This is a genomic window from Miniimonas sp. S16 (assembly GCF_057748195.1).
In genome coordinates this window covers 1,847,623-1,863,624 of record NZ_CM173242.1, presented here as the reverse complement: position 1 = coordinate 1,863,624, position 16,002 = coordinate 1,847,623, and the positions used below count along the sequence as shown (strand labels likewise).

Sequence of the window (16,002 nt, the reverse complement as noted above, 5' to 3'; positions counted from 1 at the left end):
GGACAGGACAGCAAGACAGCGGCGAGGCAGCGCCCGTCTCCGCGAGCGCCGTGACCGCTCGCTGAGACGGGCCGCCTCCCCCCGCTGGGGTGCGCCGGCTGCTAGCATCCGGACCGTCCGCGTTCCCCGCGTCGAAGGGCTCCGCATGTCCACCGTCCAGCAGTCCCCGGAGGCGCAGATCACGAGCGCGGTGCGCATCGGTCTCGGCCTCCTCGGCCTCGTCGCGCTCGCCGTCGGGATCGCCATCCTCGTCTGGCCCGGTCACTCCGCGGCCGTGGTCACCGGCATCTTCGCGTTCTACGCGATCGTCGTCGGCATCGTGTACGCCGCGGTCGCCGTCTTCTCGCGGGGTCGGGGCGCCTGGTCCCGGATCGGGTTCCTCGTGCTGGCCGCCCTCTTCGTTGCCGCGGGCGTCATCGCCTTCGCCAACCTGAAGGCGACCACCGTGTTCCTCGTCACGTTCGTCGCGATCGCCCTCGGTGTGCTCTGGATCATCGAGGGGATCGTGTCGTTCTTCGCCCTCAAGAGCTCGCCGAGCAAGGGCTGGACGATCTTCTTCGCGATCCTCAGCATCGTCGCGGGCCTCGTGCTCGTCACGTCGCCGATCTGGAGCGCCGTGATCCTCTGGCTGTTCATCGGCCTGTCGCTCGTGGTCCTCGGCATCATCCAGGTGGTGCGCGCGATCTCGTTCGGCCGCCGCACCGTCTGAACCTCCGCCCGGACCCACCGGCTCAGCCCGAGCCACACTGGTGCCATGGCGCGCGTCGGGACGTCGGGGTGGAGCTATGACCACTGGGAGGACGTGCTCTACCACGGCGCGCCCGCGCGCGACCGGCTCGCACGGTACGTCGCCGAGTTCGACACCGTCGAGCTCAACGCGAGCTTCTACCGCTGGCCCCGGGAGGCGACGTTCGCCTCCTGGCGCTCGCGCCTGCCCGACGGGTTCGAGCTCACCGTGAAGGCGCCGCGCGGCCTCACGCACGCGCGGCGCCTGTTCGAGCCCGAGGTGTGGGTCGAGCGGGTCACCCGCGGGCTGCACGCCGTTCGGGGCCGCCGGGGTCCGCTGCTGGTCCAGCTGCCGCCGACGATGGAGCGCGACGACGCCCGCCTGGACTACTTCCTCCGCGTCCTGCCCGCCTGGACGAGGCCCGCCGTCGAGCTGCGCCACCCCTCGTGGCACCACGACGACGTCTACGCGCTGCTCGAGCGGCACGGTGCGGCGTACGTGGTGATGAGCGGCGCCGACCTGCCCTGCGTCCTGCGCGCCACCGCCCCGCTCGTGTACATGCGGCTGCACGGCCCGGACCACCACCACCTCTACGGCGGCAGCTACTCCGACGCCGACCTGCACTGGTGGGCCGACCGGGTGCGGGAGTGGGAGGGCGCGGGGCACCAGGTCGTCGCGTACTTCAACAACGACGGCGGCGGCCACGCCGTGCGCAACGCGCGGACGCTGCGCGACCTGCTGCGGTGACGCACCTGGAGCGCCCGACGGCGAGCCACCCCTTGCGGCGTAGACGCCGGGAACGCTCGGGTACAGACTGGCGGTGACGACGCGGCTCCAGACCGGTGGGCCCGTCCCCCTTCGTCGACGAAGGAGCACCCTGTGCCGAACCCGGACCGTCCCCACGTCGTAGCCAACCCGAAGCCTCGGGACCTGCCTGCCCCGAGCGTCGAGGAGCCGGTCGACCCGGTCCCGCCCCTCGACCCGCCCTCCGACGTCGCGGCCCCCGAGCTGCGCTCGGCCACCGGCCGTCCGGTGCGCGCCGCCGCCACCACCCGGGCCCAGCAGGGTGCGTTCCTCACGACGGCCACGGGGACCCGGCTCCGGGACACCGACCACAGCCTCAAGGCCGGCCGGCGCGGCCCGGTCCTGCTGCAGGACCACCACCTGCGCGAGAAGATCACCCACTTCGATCACGAGCGCATCCCCGAGCGCGTGGTGCACGCGCGCGGGGTCGGGGCCCACGGCGTGTTCGTCTCCAACGGGGCCGCCGCGAAGCTCTCGCGGGCAGCGTTCCTCCAGGCGGACGTCGAGACGCCTGTGTTCGTGCGCTTCTCGACGGTGCTGGGGTCACGCGGCTCGGCCGACACGCCCCGGGACACCCGCGGCTTCGCCGTGAAGTTCTACACGTCCGAGGGCGTGTTCGACCTCGTGGGCAACAACATCCCGGTCTTCTTCATCCAGGACGCCATCAAGTTCCCGGACATCATCCACGCCGGCAAGCCCGAGCCGGACCGGGAGATCCCCCAGGCCGCGAGCGCCCACGACACGTTCTGGGACTTCGTCTCGCTGCACACCGAGGCGCAGCACCACACGATCTGGAACATGTCCGACCGTGCGCTGCCCGCCTCGCTGCGCACGATGGAGGGCTTCGGCGTCCACACGTTCCACCTCGTCGACGCGGCCGGCGACACGGTGCTCGTGAAGTTCCACTGGAAGCCCGCCGCGGGCGTGCACTCCCAGCTGTGGGAGGAGGCGCAGCTCACCGCGGGCGGTGACCCGGACTTCCAGCGCCGCGACCTGTACGACGCCATCCAGAACGGCGCCCTGCCGTCGTGGACCTTCGGCGTGCAGGTCTTCCCCGACACCGAGGACGAGACGTTCGAGGGCATCGACCTGCTCGACCCGACGAAGATCGTGCCGGAGGAGCTCGCCCCCGTGCAGCCCGTCGGCACGCTCACCCTCACGGCGAACCCGACGAACTACTTCGCCGAGACGGAGCAGGTCGCCTTCCACCCGGGCCACCTCGTGCCGGGCATCGACGTGACGAACGACCCGCTGCTGCAGGGGCGGCTGTTCTCCTACCTCGACACGCAGCTCACGCGCCTGGGCGGTCCGAACTTCGACCAGATCCCGATCAACCGGCCGCACGCGGACGTCAACGACATGCTCCGCGACGGGTTCCACCAGCACGCCGTGCACACCGGGGTGGCGCCGTACAAGCCGAACAGCCTCGACGGCGGCTGCCCGTTCCACGCCGGGGTGGCCGACGGCGCGTTCCTCGAGGTGCCCTCACCGGTCGAGGGCGAGAAGGTGCGTGAGCACCCGGCGTCCTTCGACGACCACTTCTCCCAGCCCCGGATGTTCTTCCGCTCGCTCTCGCCGATCGAGCAGGAGCACGTCATCGCCGCCTACACGTTCGAGCTGTCCAAGGTCACGTGGCCGCAGGTGCGCGAGCGGCAGCTCGCCCACCTCGCGCTCATCGACGAGCGGCTGTGCGCCGAGGTCGCGGCCGGTCTCGGGCTGCCCGCTCCCACGCCCGACCCCGACGTCGAGGTGCAGGACCTCGCGCCGTCGCCGGCCCTCGCCCAGATCGTGCCCGGTGCCACCTACCCGGTGGCCGGCCGCACGCTCGGGGTGGTGGCGGACGCCTCGACGCGGACCGCGGACCTGCAGGCGGTGATCGACGCCGCGCAGGCCGCCGACCTGCTGGTGTTCGTCCTCGGCCCGCACGCGGGGGTCGCGGACGCCGCGGACGGCACGTTCGCCGTCGACAAGCCGCTCTACCAGGTGCGCTCGTTCGAGCTCGACGCCGTGGTGCTCACCACCGCCACGACACCCGCCGCGGACGTGCCGAGCAGGCGCGACGCGAAGGTCGGCTCGCCCGACCACCGGGATGTCGGCGTCGACCCGCGCACGCTTCTGCTGCTGAGCGAGCTCTTCCGCCAGGGCAAGGCGATCGGTGCGCTGCCGGACGCCGCGCCTGCGCTCGTCCAGGCCGGCATCGCCGAGGACGACCCCGGCGTGGTGGTGCGCGAGGACGCCGCCGCGGTCACCGAGCAGGTCCTCGCGCTCGTGGCGCAGCACCGGGTGTGGGAGCGGCTGGCGCCGTTGGGCTGAGACGTCAGTGTGCGGCGTAACTCGCGTAGGCGACGCCGATCGCGAACCGACGCGTGTCCAGCAGCTCCAGGTGCGGGATCTCGTGGCCGTCGGGGAACAGCCGACGGCCACGGCCCTGCACCACCGGGTAGGTGTAGAGGCGGTACTCGTCGACGAGACCGGCGGTGATGAGGGCGTGGCACAGCGTGATGCTCCCGGTCACCACGATGTCCTTGCCCGGCTGCTCCTTGAGCGCGGCGACCTCGGCGACGAGGTCGCCGCGCAGGACCGTCGTGTTCTCCCAGCCGGGCTCGGTGAGCGTCGAGGACACGACGTACTTGGCGACCTCGTTCAGGTATGCCGTGACACCCGTGGTGTCGTCGGTCTGCTGCGGCCAGTAGCCGCGGAAGTCCTCGAACGTCTGCCGGCCCAGGACGAGGGCGTCCGCACGGGCGTCGACCTCCTCGTTGTGCCCCTTGAGATCGGACGCGTCGCCGGCCTGCGGGTCGAACCAGTCGCCGAGCATCTCGATCGAGCCGTCGAGGGTGATGTTCTGCGTGATCGCGAGGGTGCGCATGTCCGAGTCGAGCACGGTGCGCCGGTCAGGACAAGGGCGGCGCCGTCAGTCGAGGTAGCCACGCGCCGCGTCGACGGCGTCGCGCCCGTACGAGGGTCCGAACAGCTCCGCGTGCACGAGCAGCGGGTGCAGCTGGTGGAGCGCGACGCGGTCGCGCCACCCGGGTGCGAGGGGGGACACGCCGTCGTACCCGGCGAGAATCTCGCCCAGGTGGGGCGCGCCGAACAGGGCGAGCATCGCCAGGTCGGTCTCCGCGTGCCCGCCGTGCGCGGCGGGGTCGATGAGCACCGCGCCGCCCGCGTCCCACAGCACGTTGCCCGACCACAGGTCACCGTGCAGGCGCGCCGGTGCGTCCGGCGCGAGGAGCCCGGGCTGCGGGTGGTCGAGCTCGCCGGCGGCGAGCCGGTCCGCGACGCGCTCGATCACCGCGGCGCCGGCTGCGGTCACACTCCCGCGCCCGACGGCGGAGCGCAGGTGGGGCAGCACGCGGCAGCGCGCGTAGAACGCGCCCCAGGTGGCGGGTGCCGTGCGGGCGTCGGCGGGCGTCGCGAGGACGGCCGCACCGATCCTCCCGTCGCCGCCGGAACCGGGCGGTGGCGCACCCCAGAACGCCGCTCCCGCGGCGTGCATGCGGGCGAGCGCCGCGCCGAACGAGGCCGCGGCGGAGGCGTCCGGGCGTCCGCCGTCGGGCACGCGCTCGAGCGTGAGGCGCGCGCCGTCGACGGCGTGCACGGCCACCACGCGCGGCCCGCCGTCGGCCGTGGCGAGCCACCGCAGACCTGCCGCCTCACGGGCGGCCGCGCTCGCCGTCGGGCATCGCTTGACCCAGTCCACACGAGAAGCATGCCTACGATCGAGGCCAGTCCGGTCAGGGTGGCTCGGCCGGCACGAGCCAGGAGGTGCACGTGAGGCTTGGCGACGACGTCTTCCGCAGCAGGTTCCGCGAGGAGTACGAGAAGCAGGACCTGGCGATCGGCCGGTTCAACCTGGCGATCTTCGGCAAGACCGGCGTGGGCAAGTCCACGCTGCTCAACGCGATCTTCGGCGAGGAGGTCGCGGCCACGGGAATCGGCGAGCCGGTGACCAAGGGGTCGCGGCTCTACCTCGACACGCACGGCCACCTCGGCATCCTGGACACGCAGGGGCTCGAGGTCGGCAAGAACACCAAGGAGCTCATCGCGGAGCTGGACACCGTGATGAAGCAGACCCGGTCACGGCCGCTGGAGGAGCAGCTGCACGTGGCGTGGTACTGCGTGCGGGGCATGGACCGGCGGTTCGAGGACTCCGAGGCCGACTTCATCGAGCGGCTGCGCGCCGTGGGGCTCCCGGTCATCCTCGTGTTCACGCAGGTGCCGATGCGCGACGGCGTGTACCACCCCGACGCGATCACGCTCGCCGACCAGGTGCTCGCGCGCGGACTGCCGATCGTGGACCGGCGGGTGTTCCTCACCAACGCGATGGCCGACCCGTTCACGGGTCAGCAGCCGCACGGCCTGCACGACCTGCTCGATGCCACCTTTCGGGTTGCTCCGGAAGGAGCTCACCTCGCGCTCGCCGCAGCCCAGGCGATCGACGCGGCTGCGAAGGCCCGGCTGGCTCGGCGGGCGGTGAGGACCGCCGCGGCGAGCGCCGCCGCTGCGGCCGCCGTGCCGATCCCGTTCTCCGACGCCGCGCTGCTCGTCCCCGTGCAGCTCGCGATGATGGCGCGGATCGGTCGGATCTTCTCCGTCCCGTTCGGCCGCGCCGCGCTCATGTCGACGCTCGCGACGACGGCCGCCACGCAGGGCGGTCGGGCCGCCTTCACCGGCCTGCTCAAGATGGTGCCTGGCGCTGGCAGCGTGACGGGCGGGCTCGTCGGGGCGTCGGTCGCGACGACGTTCACCTACGCCATGGGCGAGGCGTGGATCAACGTGTGCGCCCGCGCCTCCAAGGGCGAGTTCACCGATGTCACCGGCGCGCTGGACAACGCCCAGGTGAAGAAGGCGTTCCTGGACGTGTTCTCACGGTGGGTCAAGCTCGACTCCAAGCAGCGCAAGGAGCTGGAGAAGGAGCTGGACTGAGCCGTCGTGACGCCGGCTCGTGCTCGAGAACGGCGCCGCCGTTAGGGTCGGTCGTATGACGCGCACCGATGCCGAGATCGCCCGGCTCGCCCTCGAGACCATGGACCTCACCGACCTCAGCGACGACGCCACGCTGGAGGGTGCGCTCGCGCTCGCGCAGCGCGCCGCCGAGCACGGCACCGCCGCCGTCTGCGTGTGGCCCCGGTTCGTCGCGGCGAGCGCGCAGGCGCTCGCGGGGACGGGAGTTCGGGTGGCGACGGTGGTGAACTTCCCCGGCGGGGCAGACGCGGCCGACGACGTCGCGGCGCTCACGCGGCAGGCCGTGGCCGACGGCGCGGACGAGATCGACGTCGTGCTGCCCTACCGGGCGTTCCTCGCCGGGGATGTCGCGGGCGCCGCGGCCGTGCTCGACGCGACGCGCGAGGCGGCGGGAGACAGCGACGTCAAGGTCATCATCGAGTCGGGTGAGCTGCGCGAGACCGACGCCATCGAGGCCGCGGCGGGGCTCGCCGTCGAGCACGGCGCGCAGTTCGTGAAGACGTCGACCGGCAAGTCGCCGGTCTCGGCCACGCCCGAGGCCGCGCGCGCGATCCTCGGGGTGCTCGCGGACCTGTCCGACGGCGTGGAGCCGGTGGGGTTCAAGGCGTCCGGCGGCATCCGCACCGTGGCGGACGCGCGGGTCTACCTCGAGCTCGCCGACGAGATCATGGGCGCGGACTGGGTCTCGCCGTCGACCTTCCGGTTCGGTGCGTCCGGGCTGCTCGACGACGTGCTGCGGGTGCTCGGAGCCGAGAGCGAGAGCGGGGACGGCGGTGAGTCGGGTCCCGGCTCGGACGCGGACGCGCCCGCCGGCTCGTCCTACTGACTCGCCGGCTCGCGCGCCGCACCCGGACCCCTCGCACCCGGGACGCTCGCTCCCGGGACTTTCGTCCCTGGCCATCGACGGTGTGAGCCTCGCCTCATCGCAGATAGTTGATGAAAGTCAACCTCTCGACGCATAGTTGATCCAGATCAACAACTTGTCGAAAGGACAGCCATGTCATCCACCACCGAGCTGGACCGGCGTTCCGCCGGTGCCGGGGTCAGGGCTGAGGAGCCGAACGAGGCACCGCGGACGCAGGGTGTCCTGCCCGTGATGATCGCCCTGATGATGGCGATGTTCGTCTCGATGCTTGCGAGCACCGTGGTCGGGTCGTCGCTCCCGGTCATCGTCGCCGACCTCGGCGGCACGCAGTCCGCCTACACCTGGGTCGTGACCGCCACCCTGCTGGCCACCACCGTGAGCACACCGGTCTGGGGCAAGATCGCCGACCGGGCCAACCGCAAGATGCTCATCATGCTGGCGCTCACGATCTTCGTGCTCGCCTCCGCCGTCGCCGGCTTCTCGCACAACACCGAGATGCTCATCACGATGCGCGTGTTCCAGGGTCTGGGCGCCGGCGGCCTCGCCGCGCTCTCGCAGATCGTGATGGCGGACATCGTCTCGCCGCGCGAGCGCGGCCGCTTCGCCGGCCTGTTCGGCGCCGCGATGGCCGTCGGCACCGTCGGTGGCCCGCTGCTCGGCGGGTTCCTCACGGACACGCTGAGCTGGCGCTGGAACTTCTACATCGCGATCCCCTTCGCCATCGCGGCGCTCGCGCTGCTGCAGCGAAACCTGCACCTGCCGCCGCGAGAGCGCGTGAAGACGTCGATCGACTACCTCGGCATCGTCCTCATCTCGGCGGGCGTCTCGCTGATCCTGCTTTGGGTGACCTTCGCCGGCTCGGAGTTCGAGTGGAGCTCCTACGAGTCCTACGCCATGGTCGGTGGCGCCGTGCTGCTGCTGGCCGTCGCGGTGTGGTGGGAGCTGCGCGTGGAGGACCCGCTGCTGCCGCTCACGATGTTCAAGAACCGCACGTTCACGCTCTCGGTGGTTGCCTCGCTCGCCACCGGCGTCGCGATGTTCGCGACGTCCGTCTTCCTCGCGCAGTACATGCAGCTGGCACGCGGCGCCACGCCCATGGAGGCCGGCGTCCTCACGATCCCGATGATGGCGGGGCTGCTGCTCACGTCGACCGTGGTCGGCACGCTCGTGAGCAAGCGCGGTCGGTGGAAGGGCTTCGTCGTTACCGGCGCCGTGCTCATGATCATCGGCCAGCTCCTGCTCAGCCGCCTGCACTACGACACCACCTACTGGATCGTCGCCGTCTCGATGGCGGTCCTCGGCGCCGGGGTCGGCATGCTCATGCAGAACCTTGTCGTGGTCACCCAGAACTCGGTAGAGACGCGCCACCTCGGTGTCGCGACCAGCGCGATCACGTTCTTCCGCAGCCTCGGCGGCACGATCGGCGTGTCCGTGATGGGCTCGATCCTCGGAACGTTCGTGGCCACCGAGATGCGCAACTCGATCGCGACGCTCCCGGCCGAGCAGCAGGCCGCCGCGGCGCAGGCGCTCGGCAGCGGCACCATCCCGAAGATGGCCGAGCTCCCGGAGGCGATCCGCGTGATCGTGGAGTCCGCCTACGGACTCGGCATCGCCCACGTTTTCCTCGCCGTCGTGCCGATGGCCGTCATCTCGCTCATCGCGGTGCTGTTCCTGCCGAACCGTCCGCTCGGGGTCAAGAACGGCATCGAGCTCGCGAAGGCGGAGTCGGGTCGGAACGCCGGCCACGCGGCCGGCGTGCTGGGCGCGACGTCGGACACCGACGCCGAGTCCGACGCGGAGCGCGAGGAGCTGCAGCGCCTCGAGGAGATCGAGGATCTCGCCATCGAGGCCGCGTCCGCGGTCGGGGCCCTTCCGCCCGTCGGCTCGAGCCGACCGGGCGATGGTCCCAGCCGGTGAGGTCCGCCACCGTGGACACTAGGACCATGTCGCGTCCCGACGCCGCCGCCCGCGCACCCGAGGGTGCGCGCGGCGGCGGCGCCGCATCCGGGGCGCTCCCGGACGGCGTGCTCCGCGTCGAGGAGCAGATCGTGGTCCTCTTCCGGCGCGCGAAGGTGCTCTGGGCGAGTGCCGCGGCCTCGGTGCACCCCGACCTGCAGCCGGTGGGCTACCGGCTGCTGTCCACCCTCGTGCGGCTCGGACCCACGAACCCGGGTCGCCTCGCGGAGATCATCGAGACGGACAAGTCCGTGGTGAGCCGCCAGGCGCGCGTGCTCGAGGCGCTGGGCCTCGTGACCACCGAGCCCGACCCGCACGACGGACGCGGTCGTCTCCTGCGCGCGACGTCGTCGAGCAGCGAGCTCGTGGAGAGCACTCGCCAGCGCGTGCTCGAACACCTCAAGGCGGGCCTCGCGGGCCTGACGGACGAGGAGCTGAACCAGCTCGCGCTCCTCATGACGCGGCTCAACGACGCCGTCGAGTCCTCCGGCTTCGCGCTGGACCCGCCCGCGCGCTGAGCACGGCCACCCTGGCGGCCCCTCAGGCTCCGCGCTCACCCCGCGCCGTGACTCGCGCCCGGATCGCCGCCTCCTTGGCCCGGTAGGCCGGCGTCATCGGCGCCGGGTGGCCCTTGTACTCCCACGTGAGCAGGGCGTCCAGGGAGAAGCTCCGGGAGCACCGCGTGCACGACAGCGGCGCCTGGGGTCGCCGGTGCCGCTCCGCGACGTGGCCGGCCGGGCACGTGCCGATCCAGTCCCGGGCGGGCAGGTCCGGGGAGACCAGCGTCCGTGCCGCCGTCGACCCGATCCGGCGGGCCACCGCCTGCCACGCGGGGCCGTGACCCGCCCGCGGGCCGGCGAGCGCGTGCGCGATCTCGTGCAGCACGGTCTCGCGGACCGTCTCCTCGTTCTGCAGGAGCATCAGCGGAGCGCTGAGCGAGATCTCCCGGCGGGAGTAGCGACACTGCCCGGCCCTGGTCTTCGCGCGGTCGAAGACCAGGCGCCAGTCACCGACGCCGTGGGTAATCATGAGCTGGACCGCCAGCCGGCGGACGTCCAGGAGATCCATGTGCGTTGTCCTTCCTCGAACGAGTGTGCCATCTGGGTGCGAGGGTAGGGCGGACCTGTGACATCGACCTGCGAACCGGCTCGGTCCTACTGTGCCAGGTTGCGGTCGACCCACTCCAGAAGCGCGTCGCGGACCAGCTCGGGTCCGTGCGGGACCGCCTGGAGCGGGTCGCCCGTCCAGTTGCCGCGGAACCGCTCGTCGCCCGTGTACAGCTCGGTCAGTCCTCGAACGTAGGCGGCGAGCTGGGCCTCGTCGCCGGTGGCAGCCGGGGTGCCCGGGACCGAGCGCAACCACCGCACGTGGCGCGCCGCGAGCTCCTGGGCGAGCTCGCCGTCGGGCGCCTCGCCCTGCCGGGCCGCCTCGACCCAGGCGGCGTTGAGCTCGGCCGCGAGCGCCTGCACGTCGCGCTGCTCCTGCGGCGTCTTCGCCGACCACCATGCGGCCGAGCGCTCGTAGGCGTCCCGCCCCCAGCGGCGCGTGACCTCCTCCTCGTACTGCGCGTGGTCGAACCCGTCGAACATGTCCTTCGTCATTGCCGTGCCGTCCTTCCTGGCGGTGATGGTGCGACGGACCGCCGCGATCCGGCGGTCGAGAGCGTCGCGCTCGAGCTCGAGAAGCTCCAGATGGGCCCGCAGGTGGGCCGCCTCGCGGGCGTCCGCGCCCGCTCGGGCGGCGCGGGACGTGCCGTCGCCCGGATCGGCGAGCGCGTCGCCGATGGCGGCCAGGCCGAGGCCCAGGTCGCGCAGCAGCAGGATGCGCTGCAGCCGCACCAGCGCGGCGTCGTCGTAGCGCCGGATGCCGCCCGGCCCCGTCTCGGTGGCCGGCAGCAGGCCGATCGCGTCGTAGTGCCGCAGCGTCCGGCTCGACACGCCCGTCGCCCGGGCGACCTCCTGGATGGTCCACATGAGCAGCTCCTCTCGTTCGGGACCACGATGACAGTTGACGTCGCGTCAACCGCAAGTACCTGGGGGAGGATGGGTCCATGAGCAACCAGCACCTTCCGCCGGACGCGCTCGACGACTGGCTTGCGGGGGTCAGCGACCTCTACGGCCTCGGCGGCGTCACGACGGCGGAGACCACCGTGGTCCTCGACGTCGCCCGGGACGTCTCCCGCGGCGTGGCGCGCCCCGCCGCACCGCTGACGACCTACCTGCTCGGGCTCGCCGTCGGGCAGGCCGTGGCGGCGGGGGAGGACGTCGGCGCGGCGACGGCGCGGCTGGCTCGCGAGGTCACCGATCTCGCCCTGGCACGGCCCGAGGCCGGGGCGTCCGACCCCGGGACGCCCGACGGCGAGCGCCCGTGAGCGTCCGGGTGCGGCTCTTCGCCGGCGCGGGCGAGGCCTATGGCGAGAGCGAGGCGTGGATCGAGCACGCGGGCGACGTCGCGTCGCTCGTCGCGGCGCTGGTAGCCGCGGGCGGTCCCGGCACGGCCGAGGTGCTCGCGCGGTGCGCGCTCATCGTCGACGGCGTACGGGCGGACGCGCCCGACACCCCGGTGCGCGACGGGGCGCTCGTCGACGTGCTGCCGCCGTTCGCCGGCGGCTGAGGCGTCAGCCGCCGATCGCGTTCATGCCGCGGGCGGGCTGCAGGAAGCCGGGGTCGTCGATCCCGTGACCGGCCCGCTTGCCTGCGAGGCACACGCGAAGGCGCGCGTCGACCGCGGCCTGGCGCTCGCCGTCGGGCGTGCGACTCGATCCGTCCCCGCCGACCGTCCCCCGCAGCACACCGACGAGGTCCGTCTCGTCGGTCGCGAACAGGCAGCTGCGCAGCTGGCCGTCGGCGGTGAGGCGGAGCCGGTCGCACGCGCCGCAGAACGGCGCGGTGACCGACGCGATGACACCGACCGTGTGACCCGTGTCCCGCGCCGCCTCGCCGCGGCCCTCGAGCAGGCGCCAGCGCTCGGCCGGCGCGCCGCCGCGGCCCGGGATCGGCCGCAGCGTCCAGCGCCGCTCGAGCGAGGCGAGGATCTCCTCGCGCGTCACCATCGCACTGCGGTCCCACGTGTGGCCGGCGTCGAGCGGCATCTGCTCGATGAACCGCAGCTGCGCGTCGTGTGCGACGGCGAACTCGACCAGGTCGACGAGCTCGCCGTCGTTGACGCCGCGCATCGCGACGGCGTTGAGCTTGAGCGGGCGCAGGCCGGAGCGCTGGGCAGCAGCGACGCCACGCAGGACGTCGTCGAGCCGGTCGCGCCGGGTCAGGGCGGCGAACTTCTCGCGGTCCAGCGTGTCGAGGCTGATGTTGAGCCGCTTCAGGCCCGCGGCGACGAGGGCGTCGAGCACCTCGGGCAGCCGGATGCCGTTCGTGGTCATCGCGACCTGGGCTCCTGCGCCGTCGGGGCCGCGCAGGGCCGCGAGTCGCGCGACGACGTCGACGACGTCGGGCCGCAGCAGCGGCTCACCGCCGGTGAGGCGGAACGTGGTGATGCCCGCGGCGGCGGCCGCGCGGGCCACGGTGACGATCTCGTCGGTGGTGAGGACGGAGGAGCGCGAGAGCCACTCGTTGCCCTGCTCGGGCATGCAGTAGGTGCACCGGAGCGAGCAGCGGTCGGTGAGGGAGATGCGCAGGTCGCGGTGCACGCGGCCGAAGCGGTCGGTGAGGGGCTCACTAGGTGCGTTCGGGGCGGTCGGCACAGTCGGCACTGCTGAGGGGGTCGGCACGGCAGGAGCCGGCGCCGGGCGGCGCCCGATCGTCACCGGCACGGCCACCACGGCTACAGCCCCACCCAGTGCGACGCGCCGTCGGCGGTGCGCTGCTTCTTCCAGACCGGCAGCTCCGCCTTGACGCGCTCGACGAGCGTGCGCGAGAGGTCGTACGCCTGCGCGCGGTGCGCCGTCGCGACGCACGCGACGAGCGCGAGGTCCCCGACGGCGAGCGAGCCGACGCGGTGGCTGACGGCGATCCGCGCGGGGGGTGCGACGCCGTCGAGCACGTCGGCCACGAGGCGCGTGAGGACCGCGGTCGCGTCGGGGTGGGCCGAGTACTCGATGCCGGTGACCTCACCGGTCGCGCCCGGGTCGTGGTCGCGCACCTGGCCGAGGAACGTCACGACGGCGCCGCACGCGCGGTCCTCGACGGCGGCGAGGTGCGCCCCGACGTCGAGCGGCTCCTCGGTCACGGCGACCAGCGTGCCGCGGGCTGTCGTCGTCACCGGTGGTCACCCCCCGCGAGCTGCGCAACGGCGTGCGGCAGCAGCGGCAGCAGCACCTCGAGCGACTCCGCGACCGCGCGGGGCGACCCCGGCAGGTTCACCACGAGCGCGCGTCGACCGGCGTGCTCGACGACGCCCGCGACCCCGCGGCTCAGCGCCGCGGTCGGCGTGGCCTGCAGCCCCCGCGCGCGCAGCAGCTCGGCGATCCCCGGCACCTCGTAGCGCACGACGGCGTGGGTCGCCTCGGGCGTGTGGTCCCGCGGTCCGAGGCCGGTTCCGCCGAGCGTGAGGACGACGTCGGCCCCACTCTCGCTCGCCGCGACCGCGGCAAGGATCGCGTCGCGGACGGACGCCTCGCCGTCGGGCACGAGAGCGAGCGCGACGTCGTGCCCGGCGGCCTCGAGGAGGTCGCGCGCGACGGGGCCGGAGCCGTCCGGTCGGGTGCCCGCGGCGCTACGGTCGGACACGGTGATCACCGCGACGCGCACGCCGGTGGGCGCGTCGGCGTCGTCCGCGCCCGCTCGCACCTGTGCCACCGCCCCGGTCATCGCTCGAGCCTAACCCCGCGCTACTGGCGGTCCTTCGGGTCCGTGCCGGTCCGCGTGCCGTTCTCGAGCGTCGCGATCCGCGCCATGTCGTCCTCGTCGAGCGCGAAGCCGCCGAGGTCGAGGTTGAGCCGCAGCCGCTCGGCGTGCACGGACTTCGGCACGGCTGCGCCGCCGAGCTGGAGGTGCCAGCGCAGCACCACCTGGGCGGGCGTGACGCCGTGGCGTGCCGCGATCTCGACGATCGGCGGCTGCTCGAGGAGCCGGCCGCGGCCGAGCGGGCTCCACGCCTGGGTCACGATGCCGTGCGCGGCGTGGAACGCGCGCAGCTCGTGCTGCGGCAGCCAGGGGTGGGACTCGACCTGGTTGACGGCCGGCGCCACGCCGGTCTCCTCGATGAGCCGGGTGAGCTCCTCGACCGAGAAGCTCGCGACGGCGATCGAGCGGACCCGGCCCTCCTCGCGCAGCCGGACGAGCGCGCGCCAGGTCTCGACGTACGTGCCGCGCGACCCGCGCGGCCAGTGGATGAAGTAGAGGTCGAGCGGGCCGATGCCGAGATCGGTGAACGAGGTCTCGAAGTCCGCGAGCGCCGCGTCGTAGGACTGCACGGGGTCGCCCCAGAACTTCGACGCCACGAGCAGCTCCTCGCGCGGCACGGCCTGCTCCTGCGTGACCGCACGCACCGCGGCGCCGAGCTCGGGCTCGTTGCGGTAGAACATCGCGCCGTCGAGCAGGCGGTAGCCGAGCCCGACGGCGGAGTTCACCGTCGGTCCGACGTCCTGCGGCGCGACCTTGTACAGACCCAGTCCGATCGCGGGCAGGGTGGTGCCGTCGTTGAGGGGGATGTCGTCGAGCGGGAGGGACGGGGGCGGGCTCGGCGTGGCGGCGTGCGGGTCGGGGGCCATGGCGCCCATCGTGGCACCGACGCTCGTGGTGCTGTCCGCCCTCTTGTCCGGCGGCAGCTTCGCGACGACGATGCGACCCATGCCGCCCGCAGAGCCGGACCCCCGCCTGGCCGCCGCCGTCGCGTCGCTCACGGCCGGCCTTCCCGACGGCGCGCCACCCGTCCACCCCATGCGCGCCCTGTCCGCGGCCGGGTTCGGCGTCGGCGGGCACCTGTTCGCGTTCGTCGCCGGGGAGGGGAGGCTGATCGCGAAGGTGCCCTCCGCCGTCGTCGACGGGTACGAGCAGACGGGGACCGGGACGCGGATGGCGATGCGCGGACGGCCGATGCGGGAGTGGGTCGAGGTGCCGCCGGAGGCCGGCGACGCCGCGTGGGCCGAGGTCGTGGCGGCGGCCTACGCGTTCGTGTCCGGCGGCTGACGGCGCGAGGCGCGCACCGCGGCGACGAACGCCCGCGCGAGGTCCTCGTCCAGGACGGCGCGACCCTCGCCGTCGACGACGCGGTGCACCGTGACCTCGGCGCCGCCCGCGGCCTCGCGCATCGCGCCGATCGCGGCCAGGTCGAGGGCCGTGCCGGGGCCGGTGTCGGTGTCGCGGCGGCGGGCGGCCCCGACCACGACGCCGTCGGCGCCGCGGGCCACCGCCTCACGCACGTCGCGGACCATGACGTCGATCTCGTCGGCGTCGTGCACGAACGTGCCGGTGCGCGGGCGGATGAGCACGTGGACCGCGGGGCCTCCGGCGGCGCGGACGGCGACCGCGGCGTCGAGCAGCCCGATCGACGGCGTGAGGCCGCCGAGCGCGAGCCCGGTGCACAGCTCGATCCGGTCGGGGGCGACGCGGTGCGCGATCGCGAGCGCAGCCGGCTCCTGCACGACGAGCTCGGCGGTGAGCGGGCGGGGGCGCTGGCTGCTGGCTGGACGCGCGTCGTCGGAGGTCACGGCCCGAGGCCACTCAGCCGCCGTGCACGTGGGGCTCGTCCGCCGAGCGGCCGCGAATGGGTTTGAGCCGGCCTG

At 73.3% G+C, this 16,002-nt stretch carries 19 protein-coding genes; 10 read left to right on the top strand and 9 right to left on the bottom strand.

From position 1 onward, the window contains the following. Nucleotides 1-145: 145 nt before the first annotated feature. The 3 genes from AC3AQ1_RS08080 (at nucleotide 146) to AC3AQ1_RS08070 (ending at nucleotide 3,844) form a co-directional block, all read left to right on the top strand. Entirely contained in the window at nucleotides 146-709 is a 564-nt protein-coding gene (locus AC3AQ1_RS08080) for an HdeD family acid-resistance protein (protein ID WP_108718566.1), read from the top strand. A 45-nt stretch (nucleotides 710-754) separates the two neighbouring features. Beyond that, on the top strand, nucleotides 755-1,474 hold the full coding sequence (locus AC3AQ1_RS08075) for a DUF72 domain-containing protein (RefSeq protein ID WP_108718565.1): 720 nt from the start codon (nucleotides 755-757) through the stop codon (nucleotides 1,472-1,474). 132 nt (nucleotides 1,475-1,606) lie between these two features. Then, a complete protein-coding gene (locus AC3AQ1_RS08070) occupies nucleotides 1,607-3,844 on the top strand; it encodes a catalase (RefSeq protein WP_108718564.1) in 2,238 nt (745 codons plus the stop codon). A 4-nt stretch (nucleotides 3,845-3,848) separates the two neighbouring features. Here the strand turns inward: AC3AQ1_RS08070 and AC3AQ1_RS08065 are convergent, their stop codons facing one another. Both AC3AQ1_RS08065 and AC3AQ1_RS08060 read right to left on the bottom strand, forming a co-directional pair. Beyond that, on the bottom strand, nucleotides 3,849-4,415 hold the full coding sequence (locus AC3AQ1_RS08065) for a dihydrofolate reductase family protein (protein WP_370445264.1): 567 nt from the start codon (nucleotides 4,413-4,415) through the stop codon (nucleotides 3,849-3,851). 30 nt (nucleotides 4,416-4,445) lie between these two features. Then, nucleotides 4,446-5,234 (bottom strand): fructosamine kinase family protein, encoded by a 789-nt coding sequence (locus tag AC3AQ1_RS08060; protein ID WP_108718563.1) that lies wholly within the window; start codon nucleotides 5,232-5,234, stop codon nucleotides 4,446-4,448. Between the two features lie 71 nt (nucleotides 5,235-5,305). Between AC3AQ1_RS08060 and AC3AQ1_RS08055 the strand changes: the two genes are divergently transcribed. The 4 genes from AC3AQ1_RS08055 (at nucleotide 5,306) to AC3AQ1_RS08040 (ending at nucleotide 9,838) form a co-directional block, all read left to right on the top strand. Continuing rightward, nucleotides 5,306-6,460 (top strand): GTPase family protein, encoded by a 1,155-nt coding sequence (locus AC3AQ1_RS08055; protein WP_108720079.1) that lies wholly within the window; start codon nucleotides 5,306-5,308, stop codon nucleotides 6,458-6,460. A gap of 55 nt (nucleotides 6,461-6,515) precedes the next feature. Continuing rightward, on the top strand, nucleotides 6,516-7,325 hold the full coding sequence (gene deoC, locus AC3AQ1_RS08050) for a deoxyribose-phosphate aldolase (RefSeq protein WP_108718562.1): 810 nt from the start codon (nucleotides 6,516-6,518) through the stop codon (nucleotides 7,323-7,325). A 171-nt stretch (nucleotides 7,326-7,496) separates the two neighbouring features. Beyond that, nucleotides 7,497-9,281: an MDR family MFS transporter gene (locus AC3AQ1_RS08045; protein WP_108718561.1), complete on the top strand. Its 1,785-nt coding sequence runs from the start codon at nucleotides 7,497-7,499 to the stop codon at nucleotides 9,279-9,281. A 26-nt stretch (nucleotides 9,282-9,307) separates the two neighbouring features. Further along, nucleotides 9,308-9,838: a MarR family winged helix-turn-helix transcriptional regulator gene (locus tag AC3AQ1_RS08040; RefSeq protein WP_108718560.1), complete on the top strand. Its 531-nt coding sequence runs from the start codon at nucleotides 9,308-9,310 to the stop codon at nucleotides 9,836-9,838. 22 nt (nucleotides 9,839-9,860) lie between these two features. Here the strand turns inward: AC3AQ1_RS08040 and AC3AQ1_RS08035 are convergent, their stop codons facing one another. Next, on the bottom strand, nucleotides 9,861-10,388 hold the full coding sequence (locus AC3AQ1_RS08035; protein WP_108718559.1) for a SprT family zinc-dependent metalloprotease: 528 nt from the start codon (nucleotides 10,386-10,388) through the stop codon (nucleotides 9,861-9,863). A gap of 86 nt (nucleotides 10,389-10,474) precedes the next feature. Then, nucleotides 10,475-11,293, bottom strand: coding sequence for a MerR family transcriptional regulator (locus AC3AQ1_RS08030; protein ID WP_108718558.1), 819 nt, complete (start codon nucleotides 11,291-11,293; stop codon nucleotides 10,475-10,477). 77 nt (nucleotides 11,294-11,370) lie between these two features. Between AC3AQ1_RS08030 and AC3AQ1_RS08025 the strand changes: the two genes are divergently transcribed. Then, complete coding sequence (locus tag AC3AQ1_RS08025; RefSeq protein ID WP_108718557.1) at nucleotides 11,371-11,691, top strand: DUF6457 domain-containing protein; 321 nt, start codon at nucleotides 11,371-11,373, stop codon at nucleotides 11,689-11,691. After that, nucleotides 11,688-11,933: a MoaD/ThiS family protein gene (locus tag AC3AQ1_RS08020; RefSeq protein ID WP_108718556.1), complete on the top strand. Its 246-nt coding sequence runs from the start codon at nucleotides 11,688-11,690 to the stop codon at nucleotides 11,931-11,933. The genes AC3AQ1_RS08025 and AC3AQ1_RS08020 overlap by 4 nt, the downstream gene beginning before the upstream one ends. Nucleotides 11,934-11,937: 4 nt before the next feature. Here the strand turns inward: AC3AQ1_RS08020 and moaA are convergent, their stop codons facing one another. The 4 genes from moaA to AC3AQ1_RS08000 are packed head-to-tail and all read right to left on the bottom strand — an operon-like array spanning nucleotide 11,938 to nucleotide 15,069. Further along, on the bottom strand, nucleotides 11,938-13,098 hold the full coding sequence (moaA, locus tag AC3AQ1_RS08015) for a GTP 3',8-cyclase MoaA (protein WP_108718555.1): 1,161 nt from the start codon (nucleotides 13,096-13,098) through the stop codon (nucleotides 11,938-11,940). Between the two features lie 2 nt (nucleotides 13,099-13,100). Further along, nucleotides 13,101-13,538, bottom strand: a complete 438-nt coding sequence (locus AC3AQ1_RS08010) for a molybdenum cofactor biosynthesis protein MoaE (protein WP_234417890.1) — start codon at nucleotides 13,536-13,538, stop codon at nucleotides 13,101-13,103. Continuing rightward, nucleotides 13,535-14,086, bottom strand: coding sequence for a MogA/MoaB family molybdenum cofactor biosynthesis protein (locus tag AC3AQ1_RS08005; protein ID WP_108718554.1), 552 nt, complete (start codon nucleotides 14,084-14,086; stop codon nucleotides 13,535-13,537). Before AC3AQ1_RS08005 ends, AC3AQ1_RS08010 begins: the two co-directional genes overlap by 4 nt. A 20-nt stretch (nucleotides 14,087-14,106) precedes the next feature. Next, complete coding sequence (locus AC3AQ1_RS08000; protein ID WP_234417889.1) at nucleotides 14,107-15,069, bottom strand: aldo/keto reductase; 963 nt, start codon at nucleotides 15,067-15,069, stop codon at nucleotides 14,107-14,109. On the opposite strand from AC3AQ1_RS08000, the gene AC3AQ1_RS07995 reads away from it, so the two are divergent. Further along, nucleotides 15,068-15,406, top strand: coding sequence for a hypothetical protein (locus tag AC3AQ1_RS07995; RefSeq protein WP_108718553.1), 339 nt, complete (start codon nucleotides 15,068-15,070; stop codon nucleotides 15,404-15,406). The genes AC3AQ1_RS08000 and AC3AQ1_RS07995 overlap by 2 nt on opposite strands. Here AC3AQ1_RS07995 and AC3AQ1_RS07990 read toward each other — a convergent pair. Next, nucleotides 15,382-15,927: a copper homeostasis protein CutC gene (locus AC3AQ1_RS07990; protein WP_234417888.1), complete on the bottom strand. Its 546-nt coding sequence runs from the start codon at nucleotides 15,925-15,927 to the stop codon at nucleotides 15,382-15,384. The genes AC3AQ1_RS07995 and AC3AQ1_RS07990 overlap by 25 nt on opposite strands. Nucleotides 15,928-16,002: the final 75 nt, after the last annotated feature.

Coding starts and splice junctions, on each gene's coding strand:
- AC3AQ1_RS08080 (WP_108718566.1), top strand. CDS start 146: ATGTCCACCGTCCAGCAGTCCCCGGAGGCGCAGATCACGAGCGCGGTG.
- AC3AQ1_RS08075 (WP_108718565.1), top strand. CDS start 755: ATGGCGCGCGTCGGGACGTCGGGGTGGAGCTATGACCACTGGGAGGAC.
- deoC (WP_108718562.1), top strand. CDS start 6,516: ATGACGCGCACCGATGCCGAGATCGCCCGGCTCGCCCTCGAGACCATG.
- AC3AQ1_RS08045 (WP_108718561.1), top strand. CDS start 7,497: ATGTCATCCACCACCGAGCTGGACCGGCGTTCCGCCGGTGCCGGGGTC.
- AC3AQ1_RS08040 (WP_108718560.1), top strand. CDS start 9,308: ATGTCGCGTCCCGACGCCGCCGCCCGCGCACCCGAGGGTGCGCGCGGC.
- AC3AQ1_RS08035 (WP_108718559.1), bottom strand. CDS start 10,388: ATGGATCTCCTGGACGTCCGCCGGCTGGCGGTCCAGCTCATGATTACC.
- AC3AQ1_RS08030 (WP_108718558.1), bottom strand. CDS start 11,293: ATGTGGACCATCCAGGAGGTCGCCCGGGCGACGGGCGTGTCGAGCCGG.
- AC3AQ1_RS08025 (WP_108718557.1), top strand. CDS start 11,371: ATGAGCAACCAGCACCTTCCGCCGGACGCGCTCGACGACTGGCTTGCG.
- AC3AQ1_RS08005 (WP_108718554.1), bottom strand. CDS start 14,086: ATGACCGGGGCGGTGGCACAGGTGCGAGCGGGCGCGGACGACGCCGAC.
- AC3AQ1_RS07995 (WP_108718553.1), top strand. CDS start 15,068: ATGCCGCCCGCAGAGCCGGACCCCCGCCTGGCCGCCGCCGTCGCGTCG.
- AC3AQ1_RS08000 (WP_234417889.1), bottom strand. CDS start 15,069: ATGGGTCGCATCGTCGTCGCGAAGCTGCCGCCGGACAAGAGGGCGGAC.